This is a genomic window from Schlesneria sp. (assembly GCF_036405755.1).
In the GTDB taxonomy this organism is placed as follows: Bacteria; Planctomycetota; Planctomycetia; order Planctomycetales; family Planctomycetaceae; genus Schlesneria; species Schlesneria sphaerica.
Genome location: NZ_DASWWZ010000624.1, coordinates 1 through 14,023, shown reverse-complemented (window position 1 = coordinate 14,023; position 14,023 = coordinate 1). Strand labels below are relative to the sequence as shown.

General features: G+C 57.3%; 10 protein-coding genes. 5 read left to right on the top strand and 5 right to left on the bottom strand.

All coding sequences use genetic code 11. The features are described from left to right. Positions 1-30: 30 nt before the first annotated feature. Positions 31-744 (top strand): class I SAM-dependent methyltransferase, encoded by a 714-nt coding sequence (locus VGE80_RS20715; RefSeq protein ID WP_440593976.1) that lies wholly within the window; start codon positions 31-33, stop codon positions 742-744. 648 nt (positions 745-1,392) lie between these two features. Further along, positions 1,393-2,106 (top strand): class I SAM-dependent methyltransferase, encoded by a 714-nt coding sequence (locus VGE80_RS20710; protein WP_440593975.1) that lies wholly within the window; start codon positions 1,393-1,395, stop codon positions 2,104-2,106. 192 nt (positions 2,107-2,298) lie between these two features. Here VGE80_RS20710 and VGE80_RS20705 read toward each other — a convergent pair whose 3' ends face one another. Continuing rightward, a complete protein-coding gene (locus VGE80_RS20705) occupies positions 2,299-2,979 on the bottom strand; it encodes a 7-carboxy-7-deazaguanine synthase QueE (RefSeq protein ID WP_440593974.1) in 681 nt (226 codons plus the stop codon). Between the two features lie 219 nt (positions 2,980-3,198). Here VGE80_RS20705 and VGE80_RS20700 point away from each other — a divergent pair, with 219 nt between their 5' ends. Then, complete coding sequence (locus tag VGE80_RS20700) at positions 3,199-3,969, top strand: SDR family NAD(P)-dependent oxidoreductase (protein WP_440593973.1); 771 nt, start codon at positions 3,199-3,201, stop codon at positions 3,967-3,969. 179 nt (positions 3,970-4,148) lie between these two features. Here VGE80_RS20700 and VGE80_RS20695 read toward each other — a convergent pair whose 3' ends face one another. After that, complete coding sequence (locus VGE80_RS20695) at positions 4,149-5,804, bottom strand: DUF4153 domain-containing protein (RefSeq protein ID WP_440593972.1); 1,656 nt, start codon at positions 5,802-5,804, stop codon at positions 4,149-4,151. 830 nt (positions 5,805-6,634) lie between these two features. On the opposite strand from VGE80_RS20695, the gene VGE80_RS20690 reads away from it, so the two are divergent. Together VGE80_RS20690 and VGE80_RS20685 are read left to right on the top strand one after the other, a co-directional pair. Then, complete coding sequence (locus VGE80_RS20690; protein WP_440593971.1) at positions 6,635-7,660, top strand: prenyltransferase/squalene oxidase repeat-containing protein; 1,026 nt, start codon at positions 6,635-6,637, stop codon at positions 7,658-7,660. 300 nt (positions 7,661-7,960) lie between these two features. Beyond that, a complete protein-coding gene (locus tag VGE80_RS20685; protein ID WP_440593970.1) occupies positions 7,961-9,157 on the top strand; it encodes an NPCBM/NEW2 domain-containing protein in 1,197 nt (398 codons plus the stop codon). 21 nt (positions 9,158-9,178) lie between these two features. On the opposite strand, the gene VGE80_RS20680 is transcribed toward VGE80_RS20685, so the two are convergent. The 3 genes from VGE80_RS20680 to VGE80_RS20670 form a co-directional block, all read right to left on the bottom strand. Beyond that, positions 9,179-10,648 (bottom strand): carboxymuconolactone decarboxylase family protein, encoded by a 1,470-nt coding sequence (locus VGE80_RS20680; RefSeq protein ID WP_440593969.1) that lies wholly within the window; start codon positions 10,646-10,648, stop codon positions 9,179-9,181. Between the two features lie 83 nt (positions 10,649-10,731). Next, the gene (locus VGE80_RS20675) at positions 10,732-13,446 is read right to left on the bottom strand and encodes a hypothetical protein (RefSeq protein WP_440593968.1); all 2,715 of its coding nucleotides are present in this window, start codon (positions 13,444-13,446) and stop codon (positions 10,732-10,734) included. A 207-nt stretch (positions 13,447-13,653) separates the two neighbouring features. Further along, positions 13,654-14,023, bottom strand: a 370-nt coding sequence (locus VGE80_RS20670; protein ID WP_440593967.1) for a carboxymuconolactone decarboxylase family protein, incomplete at its 5' end; no start/stop codon positions are given.

Genomic DNA, 14,023 nt, shown 5'->3' with positions numbered 1-14,023 from the left:
GCACGTCTCATTTTCCCGAGAGTTGCAAACATGGTTGAGTCGCAGCAAGAGTCGTGGGGCGAATACTATCAGCGAGTCTTTGCCGGTGGCAGTCCCTGGCTCGACTACTCAAATGCGCACGTGCAGGGGCAGACCTTCGGCGTGGCAATTGAATCTGCCGGCCCGATCAATGGAAAGCAGTGTCTGGATGTGGGCTGCGGGCGAGGCCACCTCTCGCTGGCACTGGCTGGTTTGCAGGCAAGTCGTGTCGTTGGTGTCGATATCGTGGCGGAATCGATTGCCGCCTGCCGCGATCAGCATCCCCACGTCCAGTGGGAAGTCGGGACGCTGGAAGACGAACAGTTCGTCCAGTCGCTCGGACAGTTTGACGTCATCTTCCTGATTGAAATGTTGCACTACGTCGACTGGCGGAAGTGTCTGCATTTGCTATGGAAGCAGCTCAATGCCGGTGGAAGGATCGTGGTAATCGTGCCGAATAAGGACAATGCGATTGTGCAGAAGACAATCGCCCGGTTCGAGGGACGATATGCGCCCCCTAATCCCGCTGAAATCGCCGCGCTGGTGGCAGAACTGCCCGACCTGGACTGCTGGGGTTATCGGGGCATGGATTTTCAACAGGACCAGCGACTTGTTCCGTATGTCACGTCCCCCTGGGCGAACACGGTCGTGAAAGAGTTTTCCTCCAACCGGATGGTCGTAGTGCTCCAGAAGCAGGCCGGTGTGGCTGTCTCCGCCAAGCCCTGAGCGACTGCAACTGCTGATGGCGTAGCGGCTTCGACTCGTAATGTGCGTCGCATCCACCGTGATTTCGCCACCGGCATTGAATGCAGTAACCCGTTTGGATCCGGGTGGGTGACCAATGCCCCGGAACTTCGGAACCCCCAACAAGGAATTCGTCGCTGTTCGCAGCAACTTCCTGGCTGGGGGTTCTTTTGCGCCCACGGTATGGCCCGGATTTACTGGAGAGGCGTCTGGATATCTCGCTTTGAACCGAAAGCCAGGTGGGACGGGACGGGCTTCGCCGGGGTATCGAGGGGGGCAGGTGATGCATCTGGTTCCCCTTGAGTAACGCGAGCATGCAGATCTTGCCGCAGTTGGACGGAAGGTGGGTCTAGTTTCCTCAAACTTTCCTCGAATGGATTCGAATTGGGGTGCGCGCCGTTTGCGGGTTTTTGAGATTGACCTAAAAAGTCGGGATCGAAGGGGCATGCCATGTCGAGTTGTGGGATTGTCGGATTGCGTAAGTAATTGACGTTCCTCTGCAGGTTGCCGTTTCCAGCCCTCGATGGAGAGCTGGGCTCACAATCCGACGAATGGGCACTCCCCATTTCCAGACTAGTTTGCTCTGGTTCTGGAACGCTCGCCGTCCGCCTTTTTCATGGAGCCCGCCCAATGACAACGTCATCTTCCTCTTCTTGGGTCGATTACTACCACAAGATCTACGCGAACGAGACCACGTGGCTCGACTATTCGAACGCTCACGTTCAAGGCCAGACGTTTGGGATCGCCCTTGAAGCGGCCGGGCCCGTCTGTGGGAAGCGTTGTCTGGATGTTGGCTGCGGGCGTGGTCAGCTTTCGCTGGTTCTGGCAGCCTTGCTGGCCAGCGAGGTGGTCGGGGTTGATATCATTGAAGAATCCATTTCCGAGTGTCGTGTCAGGTATCCCCACGTACGCTGGGAAGTCGGCACCCCGGAAGATGAGGAGTTCTGCCGGTCGCTCGGACGCTTTGATCTGATCTTCTGCATCGAACTGCTGCAACTTGTCGGCTGGCAGCAGACACTCAAAACACTCTGGAATCGCGTCAGCAGTGGTGGCCGGATTGTGGTTGTTGTTCCTAACAAGAGTAATCCGATTGTTCAGAAGACGATTGATCGATTCGCAGGTCGGTACGTTGCTCCTACCCCTACCGAACTGGCGTCGCTCGTCGATTCCCTGCCGGATGTCGAATGCTGGGCTTACCGCGGGATGGACTTCCAGCAGGACCAACGGATCGTGCCGTACGTCACGTCCCCCTGGATGACGACCGCCTCAACCGATTTCAACTCGAACCGGCTTGTGGTGGCGATTCAAAAACAGACCAGCAGCATCGCCCCGTCGAAAAACTGACTGCGATGATTCGGTGTGCTGCATAACTCAGTGGATTCCTCTCCCAGGTCTGTCTCATCGCCAGCGATCGGCAGACCTGGGAGATGCTTTGTTTTATCCCGGTACCTTTTACAGCCCCGGAACGAGACACGCCCGAAGCTGCGTTTGCGCGATCGAGGTTTGGTCTTAACGCAACATCGGTCCGCGTCCGTTTCAGGTTCCCCGGACATTCCCAAACATTTCGATCTGCTTGCGAGGGCAGAAGCGGAATCCCAACCTCGCCGCGGCCGGGGCCAGCCAGGCTTCTTTCTGAACCAGTTCCTCCTGTTTCACTCCTTGCGGCATCAGCCAGACGCATTCCGGAGAGACGGTGCGAAAACCGGTCAGGTAGGCGACGATCTCATCCAGATCCTCCGGCTGATCCACCACGAACTTGAGCTGGTACCGGGACGTTTCGAGCAACTGCTGAATCACACCGGGGCGATGGCGGTCACGCTGATGGCGTTCTTTCCAGCGAACCGAATCACGCGGGGACGAGTTTGAGAGTTTCGGGCTGATCGACATCAGATCAACCTCAATCGGACGGAAAACGGTTCCCGCCGTTTCCAGCGTAACGATCTTCCCCTGTTGTCGAAGGGTTCGTGCCAGAGGCACGACCTCGGGCTGGAGCAATGGTTCTCCGCCGGTGATGACGACATGCTCGCAGTCAACGCTCAGGATTTCGTTCAAAACCTCGGCACTGTCGCGGCGAGCCCCTTCGGGACGAAATGAAGCGTAGGGCGTATCGCAGAACCAGCACCGAAGATTGCAACCGGTCGTGCGCACGAAGACCGACGGCGTTCCTGAAAACTCCCCTTCTCCCTGGATCGAATGAAAAATCTCTGCGATTCGCACGTTCGTCGTCAGTCAATTCAGCATAATTCCTGCGCACACCCGCAGATCAATCGTTCCGTGAACGCGGCCCGGGCGAGCCTTGCATCTTCGCTGGTTCGACGCTCGGGCGGAAGGGAATCCCGTGCAGAACGTTCGAAATCAGTGGCAGCTGCGAAATTCGATATGCATAATGGCTGATGTGTTTCTCCCGTTATCTCTCGTTGCAGGAAGCCCATCCGTATGGACCGTCTGAAAAACAAAGTTGCTGTCGTAACCGGTGGGGGAGCAGGAATCGGTCGCGCAACGTGCGAATTGTTCGCCGAAGAAGGCGCCCGGGTGGTGATTGCGGAACGCGACGAAGCGAGTGGCCGCGAGGTGGCTGCGGCGATTACCCAGCGGGGCGGGCAAGCTCTGTTCGTGCCGACCGACGTGGGAGACGAATCGAGCATTCAACGCATGGCTGCGGCTGTCGAAGATGCGTTCGGAAAGCTCGATATTCTCGTGAATAATGCCGCCGTGTTCGTGCTCAAGGGAATCGATGCTACAGTTCAGGAGTGGCGCGAAATCCTGGACGTCAATGTCGTCGGGCCTTCCCTTTGTGCAAAGTACTGCGTTCCGCTGATGCGGAAGGGAGGGGGCGGTTCGATCGTGAATCTCGCTTCGATTTCGAGCGTGATCGCCCAAAAGGAAATGGTGACGTACAACGCCACGAAAGCGGCGATTGCCAGTATGACCCGCTGCATGGCGATGGATCTGGCGCCGGATAACATCCGAGTCAATTCCGTGGCGCCCGGTGTCGTCTGGACTCAAATTGTGGAACGATTGACCTCCGAAGCAGGATTGGACCGCAAAGCGGCGGAAGCGGATCCCGCGTGGGGAGGCGCTCATCTGCTGAAAAGAATCGCTGAACCTCGCGAGATCGCTTACCCGATTTTGTTCCTGGCCTCGGAAGAAGCGTCATTCGTGACCGGGTCGCTCTTGATGGTCGACGGAGGCTATACGGCACAGTGAGTCGCAGTCGCGTCGCTATTCCCGGAGAGATCTTCTCGCTAGAAAAATTTCTGACGACGGCCGTGATGTTTTAGGGAAGTTCAATTATCGAAGGGGGCACGGAAGTCTGGCCGCGATGAACAATCAGCAGATCTTCGTGGCCGCTCCTGCGCCCCTCGGTCATCTACACCACGGAGCGATCAGTACCACTGGTAAGCGTAGACGCGGAATTCCTCGATCTTGCTCCGTCGCCGCAAATGGCTCGATTCATCGGTCTCTGCGACTTCAGAGGAGTTTTGCCACCGAGGAGCGATTCGCGACAGTTGCTTCTTCAAGCGATCGCTGGCGAATTGTTTTGCGGTCCAGTGCCGGGGCGCGGGCACTGGACTCTTTTCTGATAATTCGATCCAGCGTTCGGTCAGCATCGCCCGAATACCTTCGCGAATGAAGTCATTGGGAAGATCCGTCAGGGATCTGAGGCAGAGCAACCCTTCATCGCTCGTGGGATGTGCACTGATCTGGACTGAGGGCCGCAGGTCCCCTTCGAGTACTCGATTGACGTTGTACTGGTTAACGAAAGCATCTACGGGGAGAACTGCGTACAAATAGATCGCGACGGAGACGGTCCACAACTGGCGTCGAATCAACCAGGTGAAACTGTGACCCCGTGCGATCTTTTGAAGCACCAGCAGAAAGCCGCAGACCACGGACGCGGCTCCGAGAATTCCGATGACCCTCATGCGGGTCATACCGTTGAATCCGATGTAAATAAACAGTCGGTTGAACACGGCCATCGCCAGAATCATGTTCTGCAGAGACCAGACCCACGAAAGCGTCTTCAGACGCGCCAGTCGGGGGTCTCTTAAAATTGTGCCGCGGAAGATCAGCGACAGCATGATGGTGGCCAGGCCCAACGCGATTGTCAGCCAGATCGCCCCTTCGTGGGCGTATCCGGAGTAATGAAAACCCGGCGGAAAGGTCCGAAACCAGAGCGTCTGAAATTCGAAAATCAGGTACAGCGTGAACAGACCAATCACGACCACGAGCGAGTTGCGATAGGGTTCGTAGTAGGGAGATTTGGTGATCTGCTGTTTCTGGTAAGGCTCACGGTCTGACAATTCAAACTGTCGGACGGCGGGTCTCAGCATTCCGACTGCGAGCCAGGTCGCGACCAGACAGAACAGGACTTCGGAAAAGTGAAGCTGCTGCATCCAGAGGTCGAGATTCACCACCAACCGGCTGAATTTCCGCCCGAGCGAGCGTACCAGATGCGGGTTCGCCATCACGAAAATCGACGAAAATACGACGAAGGTGAGGATGGGGAGTGCGATGGAAAACGATTGCGTCCGCAATACGACGGGGCTCAAACGGGAAAGGGTCCGAAAGTAATGATGTAGTCCCCGGTAGCCCGCTTCGATCCATTTCGACGTAAATACGACAACTTGCGTCAGATACGGCCGCAAGCCGGCGAGGCTCATCGTAAAACAGCACAGCAGGACAAACCCGGTGATCACAGCCAGATGCGATCCGCACCACAGCAAGCGAAGCGACAGCAGAGCCAGCATGGGACTGAGAATCCAGAGGCTCAGATCCCCCACGAGGCGGACAGTTCCCAGACACAGCAGCAGCGGTCCAAGAACGAACAAGACAGCCGGCCCGGCGTATCCAACCGATCGATAGAGTGTCAGATCGGACAGCACGACCAACAGGACCAGCGCGATGACTTCCCGAATCAGTACGGGTGACGAATTGGAACTCACTCGTGATGTCGTGAATAAAGTGGGGTGACTGAGGTGAACGTCGTTGGAGGAGTCGAGAAACGTCAATTGGTCATGGCTATCACGGAATTCAGCCATCGCTTAAGTCCTTTGCTGTCGGCCTGACTGAATTCATGCTCAGCACTACTCCTGCGCCACTGCGTCATTCGCAGTGACCTGGTCCAATTTGCGCCGTTCCGTCCCCCAGAGCACGTAGGTACAATCTATGCACGAGTACATGAAAAATAAATGGCCAGATGAAAGGCTCCTGAAATTTGTTCTAGCGGCCCCGGCGGTCAATCGCGCAAAGTTGATGGTTCGAGATAAATTTCAGCAGTGAAATACTTTACGGCGACGTTTAGGATGGGGTGCCTGGTAGCGGATCGAGTCGGCCTATCCGGCGAATTCGAATCTTGACTATAATCCAACTCCGGCGGAGTTTGCCGATGGATCGGTGAATCTCCGAAACGAAGGAGCGATGGATATGGACCGCGCAAAGGAATGCGTGACAGCTTTACTGATATTGGTCATGGCGTCAGGCTGCTGTGGAACTCAGGAGACTCGATTTCTGAGTTGGATTCCCCGGCCGGCTGCCGTTGAAGCGAGGTCGTACAATATTCATGATCCGTTTCCGGATGAATCTGCCGGGCCTAACACTTTCACCCGTCCGCGTACCTTCATTGAGCCTCGGACGGATACTCGGAAAGATTACGATCTCCGATTCCTCAAGGCGGCCAATGGATTTCCACAACAGCGGTATTCGGTGCTGGACTCTCCTGCGCCGGCGCGCACCGTCCGGAATGAAGCCCCACTTTGGAGAGATCCTCAGCTCCAGTCCCCCATCGTTACGGTCCCGGCCTGGTAATCTACGCGGTAATCTCCTTAGTGCCTTACAGTCTCTGCTCATCGCAGCCTGCTTCGTCGGATCATTGAGTCACTGCCAAGTCGCCTCCGCACAAACTCAAACTACGGTCTCCTCCCCCAATGCGCGATCCTTCGAAGCGCGGGGTCACGAATTCATTACTCCCGAGACGCAGAAAGCGATCGACCGGGGACTGGTCTTTCTGGCGAACCGCCAGCATGACGAAGGCTGGTACTTCGCCAACAGTTATAAGCGGAACGTCGCCGTCACCTCCCTTGCAGGTATGGCCTTTCTCTCGGCGGGGCACGTTCCCGGCCGCGGACCCTACGGCAAAAAGGTTGATAAGTCCGTTGAGTACATTCTCTCGTGCGTCAGCCCGTCGGGCTTCATCAAGCGGGACGACAGCCCTGAGCATGGTCCCATGTATGGGCACGGTTTCGCCACGCTGTTTCTGGCGGAAGTCTACGGGATGAGCCCCAAGCCCGAGATTCGCGAATCGCTGAAGTCGGCCACTCAACTCATCATCAATTCGCAGAACAAAGAAGGGGGCTGGCGCTACAAGCCCGACGGGCGAGACGCCGACGTCTCTGTCACCGTTTGCCAGATGATGGCCTTGCGCGCGGCAAGAAATTGCGGGATCGCCGTTCCGAAAACCACGGTCGACAACTGTGTCGAATATGTCCGCAAATGCCAGAACGCGGACGGAGGATTCCGGTATCGATTGGGTGATAGACCGATGAGCGAGTTTCCCCGGTCGGCTGCAGGTGTTGTCGTCCTCTATAACGCAGGCGTCACCGATGGACGGGATCTGGAAAGGGGACTGGGCTATCTGCTGAGGTTTCCGCCACGTCAGGATTTGATTCCCACCAACAATCACTACTTTTACGGACATTACTACGCCGTTCAGGCAATGTGGCACGCTGGTGAGGAAAACTGGCGACAATGGTATCCCGCCATTCGTGATGAACTCCTCGCTCGCCAAGGTCCCGATGGAGGGTGGACCGATCTGCAAATTAATGATGTGTACGGAACCAGCATGGCCTGCCTGATCCTTCAGATGCCGAACAATCTGCTTCCGATTTTTCAGCGATGAAATCAGTCGCCCGGCATGAGCCAGACTCGGCAAGCGTATTGCAAGGAAGTGGGCCGACGTAGGAAAAAGTCTGCTGGTACGAGATGAGCAAGACCTGTTTCAACAGGAGTGAATCGCCGTACTGAGAACCATGGCCGTCGGCCCGGTCGTTGCAAATTTGCCGCAGCAAGGCCGGGAACTTCAGGCACCCCACTCAAGTCGGTACCACCGAGATCATTCCGACAGACGCAGACTCGCGAAGGAAAATTCCAAGTGACCGATCCAATTTGCTTTCGTCAAACAGCAGGCAGGTGCTTGCTGGTGCTTGTTTTCCTTCTCGCTGGGTCAGCAAGGCCATTGCAGGCGCAGGATCTTGTCCGCTTAACCGACATCGCCGGGGAACAATTCGAGGGGAGTTTGAAATCCTGGTCGACGGACCAACTGGTCCTGGCATCTCCTGAAGAACGTCTCTTCCAGCATTCCCGGCTGCAGTCTGTCAGGTTTGAGCGTTCCAATCCGACTCGCAGTCATACGTCACCTTCCATCTGGCTGACAAATGGTGATCGTCTGGCGGCGCGGTCCCTCACCGTCGACAAAGAGGTTCTCTCTTTGTCATGGACGGTTCGGAGCGACAAGGAACTGTCCTCGATTCCCCTCGAAGATATCACCGCGATCATTTTTGACTGGCCCCATACGGTTCAGGAGCGACTGCGATTGATTGCCGATCTGGAAACCCTCTCGGCAGGGAGTGATCTGGTGATGCTCTCGAATGGTGATCGAACGTTCGGCGAGTTTCAGCGACTGGATGCTGCGTTTGTCGAACTGAAGGTGGCTGGTAAGACACTGAAGCTCGATCGCAGCCGCGTACGTGCGATCCGGCTGGATCCTGAACTTGCAACCTTAACACGTCCGCAGGGGAAACGAGTCGTCCTGATGCTCGTCGATGGAAGTCAGCTCACGGTCACCGGACTGGAGATCGAAGAGGAGTTTCTGAAGGCAAAATCGACTCACCTCGGCAGCTTTGCTTTGCCGGTTGCCGCGGTCGTCGGCTGCCATTTCTTTGGTGATGGAATCGTTCCCGTCGCAGACTATGAACCTGAGAAGGTCGAGTACACCCCTTATCTTTCCGGCAGATGGTCACTGGTCCGCAATGCGAATGTCCTGCACGGTCCCCTGACGGTCCAGGAGACCGAATATGTGACGGGACTGGGAATGCACAGCCGGATGTCTGCCACTTACGCGCTGCGAGGTGATGAGAAAGCCTTTCGTGCCCTGGTGGGAATCGATGATGTTGCGACGGATCTGGGAAGTGTGCGTTTCACGGTGGAACTCGACGGTCGCCGGATCTGGTCCAGTCCCGAAATGACCGGCAAAGCTCCCGTGAGAAGTACAAAGAATCTCAGTCTTGAGGGAGGCAAAAAGCTGACATTGACCGTTGAGTTTGGCGAGTACGCTGACGTCGGTGACTATGCCAACTGGTGCGATGCCGTGTTCGTTCTTGCCTCCCTGGACGAGTGAATCAGAGGGCGCGTGCCGGGGTCACTCCAGCGCCAACCCTGCCGCTTCGGTAATACGATCGAATGAAGCCCGGTTGGTGGTGTAGCTGATCAGTTGAACGACGTCTCTCGGGCCGGCAAGCTTCACCGCCGCATCGACGTCGTCGTCTGTCAGCACGACGGGTGTCGTAGCCAGCTTCTTCGCGACAGTGAAGAGCGAGCGTTCTGTCGGGGTGAACTCGCTCCAGTCCCCATCGAGTGTATAGATCTGATCCTCCGACTGGCCCAGTTCTTTCAATCGCTGCTTTGCCAGTCCCGTTGCGTACCAGGCACGATCCTGACGTGCGATAATCCAGCTCACCTGTGCTCTCATCAGCGGGGTAAGGTCCCCTCGCGTTTCTGCGGATTGAATACCGGCAATCCGGTTTTTTGCACTGTTGGGGAAGTTTGCCAGCAGTCGCACCCACTGTGGCAGTGGACCTTCTGGCCAGTCGCTGGAGACGAATTCCCGTGCCTTTGCTTCCTCGACCAGTGGCAGCCGGGGTGTGCGTTGCTTTGCGGCCTCAAGCCCCGTTTCAACTTCGGAGCGTGTTTCCAGGGGAGGACGATCAGAGACCGTCTGCCGGGTGGGCTGACGGGTTGTCAGATCGATCAACAGCGGGGCGACCTTCGTCACTTTGTTCTGGAATCGATCCGCGGTCGGCGTCAGGTACGATTCGTGTCGAGGACTGGCCGCCGCTGCCTGGGTCGTTCCCCCCTGCCCGGCTGCTTCCTGCCGCCTGCCGAATCCGCCCCCGTTAGCTGACTGAGGAACTCCGGCCCCTTCCTTCCAGCGGTTGATGGAGTTGTTGCCTGCCATCGAGAGGATCATTTCCAGGATTTGCTGATCTGTAAAATGGGCTCGCAGTTTCGCAATATCGGCATCACTCAGCAGGTGAGGCTCGTATGTGAATTTGCGAGCGAAGGCAAACGCGGCCTGCTCGGCTTCCGGGAATGCCTCCCATTCACTGTCCAACGCCGCGATTTCGTCTTCCGTCATCCCGGCAGCCAACAGCTTGGATTCCTGATGGCCCAGGCAGTACTGACAGTTGTTGGTGCGGGAAACAATCCAGAAGAGCTGCACCTTGAATTTGTAACTGAGCGTGTTGTCGGGATCGTTATCTCGTCCCCCTCCACCACCGCCACCGAAACCTTGCCCACCACCGGGTAATCCGGTGCCGGAGCGTCCTGCGTTACCAGTGCCCGTTCCACGCAAGTCCCCGCCGGGCATGTAGTGATATCGCAGACGTCCTTCGTAGCTGCCGCCCCGTTCACCCAGTTTTTCTTTGTCTTCTTCGGTCAGTTCAGGAAGAGGAATTCGTGGAGTCCGCGACTTCATATCCTCCAGATACTCTTTCATCTCGGGGCGTGTCAGCGGAACGGGACGGGGTGTTGTTTTGGAATCGATGCCGTAGGTGAACCCGGACGATGAGAGGACCAATCCCGCGGCGATCAGTGAGAACTTTTTCTTCATAGATGCTTCCTTAGGCAGACGTGATGCAGATGAGATGAGAATTCGGACAGTTTCGTTTCGGACAGAGATCGACCGCTGATCGGCTATTTTTCCTGCTTGGGCGTAACGGGCGTGGTTCCAGTTTGTGCGGGGGCTGGAGGGCTCTGGAAAACGTTTTCACGCTCCAGCGGAAGCTGGAATCCATCAGAGATTCGTGTCATGTAGAGACCTCGGCACAACCACCAGAAGGTCGCCATCGCCTGTTCAGGACCCAGGTCCTCGACGAGTGTGCGATAGTCTTCTGGCGTGAGCTCCCAGGGGGTCTTGCTCAGCTTGCGAGCGTACGCATAGGCTCGTTGCTCGGCCGGAGGAAATGCCGACCAGTCTGCACTGGCCAGTCGACGTGTTCGTTCTGCGACCGCGTTTTTATCCAGTCCCGCCACTTCCAGCAGCATTTCACAGTGCCCCATGCAATAGTTGCATTCGATGCTGCGAGTCTGGATCCAGAACAGACTTTCTTCGAAGATGCGGTCTGGCTTGGTCTCGGCCCACATCGTTCGGGTTGAAATTCCCCAGGGAACGGCCAGCTCGGGAACGTACCCGGAACAGACCAGGTTCCAGATGATGCGTGTCGGGCGAGCAGCCATCGCAGGGGGCAGATTCTTCTTCACTTCGTCCCAACTGGGGATCGGTAGCCGCGGCTTCCGATCGCGCTGGCGTTCCAGACGTCCCTGCAAGTCATCGTAGGAGAGCTGTGACCATTTGGGATCGTGGCTGACGACCGAGGTTCCCGACTCGACGAGCGCTTCTGCCGTTGTATGAGGCGGCATGATCGGGGCGAGCTGTAGAGCCCCTTCCGCGAACGTCACCGAGAGTGGAGGAAGGGGCCCGTGTTCCTCCATCGGAAGGTTCAGCCCCAGAACGATTCGATCCTGGAAGTTACCGTAGGCGGCGAGCAGGACCATTGAGGCGACCCGCTTATCGCCGTAGCGTTGACGCAAGGTTTCGAACAGCTCGTCCGGTATCGTGGGAGCCGCCACGGTGAGGAGGCGAGCAAACTCCAGGGGGGCCCGATCATCCGCCGGCCAGACGGCAGGTTCACCGGTCAACACCTTGCGGGCCGCTTGAGACAGTCCGGCTCGCTCAAGGTCTGCGAGTGCGTACGCTTCGGAATAACGGCAACGATTGGCATGAGCAATCACCCACCGCATCTTCGCACGCAGTATCGGGTCGAGCGGACTCTGCATCCGGTGCGCGTAGTCCAGTTGCAGCATGGCGGCGGCAGTGCGGGGAAGATGTGATGCGACAGCGCGGACCCAGACGGGAAGTTCCGCTCCGTCCCGGGTAACGACATCTGGCAGCTTCTTCCAGGCTTGCTCGTTACTGAGCAGGGGGACTGCGGGGGAACCCTCTTGGGAATGTTCTGCTGTCTTCACGTTGTAGTAGTCGTAAAAGACATTGGTTCGCTCCAGTGTCAGTTGGAAGCCGTTCGAGATTCTCGTCATGTAGTGGTAACGGCTGGCGTTAAGCAGCACGAACAGCGCCCGATCTGTTCCGAAGTCGCGGGAGAGTTCGGCCACGTCATCATCGGAGACTGCCCACGGAGTTCTGGTCAACTTGCGAGCGAATGCAAAGGCATGCTGTTCCGCAGGAGGAAAGCTGGACCAGTCGTCACTCGCCAGCAGACGACTGCGCTCGGCAATTTCCTCTGCATTCAGTCCTGCCACTTCCCAGTTCATTTCACAGTGACCCATGCAATAGGGGCAGACAACCGCTCGGGTCGTGACCCAGAAGAGTCCCTGTCCGAAAATCCGGTCCCAGCGGGGACCAATCTCTGCCCCGGCGGTCCTCATGAAGATCTCAAAAGGGACGGCCAGTTCGGGGGCATAGCCGAACACGATTCGGTACCAGACAATGTCGCTCGGCGTCTTCATCAGCCCTTCGGGCAGATTACGGCTGACTTCGTCCCACGAGGGTATCGGCAGACGCGTTGGTTTTTGTCTTTGCGCTTCAAGACGCTCTTGCAGTTGTTCGTACGTGAACCGTTTCCATTGCGGATCGTCTTGCACCAGATCTGCGCCATTGGGCTTTGGCAGCGACGACTTCTTCAAGGGGGGCGGCGGTGTCGTCTTGGTGACGAACGCTTCCGGTGGGAATGCGACGTCGACGGCAGCCAGGGGGCCATCGGGTTCCAGTGGCGCTCCCAGACTGAGCAGCAGACGGTCCTGAAAGTTAGAGTAGGCCATGTGCAGGACCATCGATGCGGCCTGATTGGGCCCAAAATGCTGGACCAGTGCGGCAAATTCTTCGTCGGTAACGGAATCGGAATCGACGCTCATCTTGCGTGCAAATTCGAGGGCCGCTTTCTCGCCGCTGGACCACCCGGGGTACCCCTCTTTCGCCAGGCCGATGATCTTTTCTGGTTCGACTCCCGCACGCAGTGCGTCCGCCGCCGCATTCGCTTCGGCGTAGCCGCATCGGTTCGCTCGAGCAGAGATCCACCGCATCCCGGCTCGCAGGCCCGGATCGACGGGAGATTTCGTACGCTGGGCCAGATCAAGCTGCAGAAATGCGGCCGTCGTTTTGGGAAGTTCTGACGCGAGCATTCTTGCCCACGAGGGCAATGGCTGGTTGCCGCCGTGGAGCGCTGCCGGGAGGCGCTTCCAGGCTTCGGCATCCGACAGAATCGCGAAGCGAGGTGTTAATCCCACAACGGGGGCCACTTCTGGCCCGGCGAGGACCACCGAAGAAGCGGTTCCCAACATGATGCCTGAGAGTGCTGAAAACCAGGAAACGGAAGCCGACGCCTGTTCATTCATAGTTCGGTCCTTCAAAACTCAGCCGTGAGAACACCAGAAGAGATGATGCGAGAAAGGAGGTTTTTCGATTGAGGTCGACTGGGCGGTAGTACGCATGTTTCCATGTCTGTCCGTCGTTCCGATTGGTCGACATTGCTTTGTGGCTCCAGAGCAGAAGCTGCGCGGAAGCGGAAGGTGTTGACCTCGATTAACTGGGGTGAAGGTGTTTCAGCCGACGTAACCCTGCGTCGCCAATCGCTTCCCCATTTCCCTGTAGAGTTCAGGATCCTGGGGCGTGAGGGTGGCGAGGCCATCGACGTATCGGTTGTACATGCAGAACATGGCTGCAATCAGAACGGTGTCGTGAATCGCTTTGTCATCGGCGCCCGCCATCCGCGCCGTATGGACATCTTCAGGGGTCACCGTTCGACCATCGCGTCGAACTTTCCCCGCGATGGTTAACAGGGCCTTGAGCTTCGCGTCGACGGGAGCGTTCTCCAGGTCTGCGATGACGGCGTCGACGATCTCACTCCGATCACCTAGTAAATGCCGCGCGGCCGCTGCATGGGAACTCGTACAGAATCGGCACTCATTCCCG

Coding starts and splice junctions, on each gene's coding strand:
- VGE80_RS20695 (WP_440593972.1), bottom strand. CDS start 5,804: ATGGCTGAATTCCGTGATAGCCATGACCAATTGACGTTTCTCGACTCC.
- VGE80_RS20680 (WP_440593969.1), bottom strand. CDS start 10,648: ATGAAGAAAAAGTTCTCACTGATCGCCGCGGGATTGGTCCTCTCATCG.
- VGE80_RS20715 (WP_440593976.1), top strand. CDS start 31: ATGGTTGAGTCGCAGCAAGAGTCGTGGGGCGAATACTATCAGCGAGTC.
- VGE80_RS20710 (WP_440593975.1), top strand. CDS start 1,393: ATGACAACGTCATCTTCCTCTTCTTGGGTCGATTACTACCACAAGATC.
- VGE80_RS20675 (WP_440593968.1), bottom strand. CDS start 13,446: ATGAATGAACAGGCGTCGGCTTCCGTTTCCTGGTTTTCAGCACTCTCA.
- VGE80_RS20700 (WP_440593973.1), top strand. CDS start 3,199: ATGGACCGTCTGAAAAACAAAGTTGCTGTCGTAACCGGTGGGGGAGCA.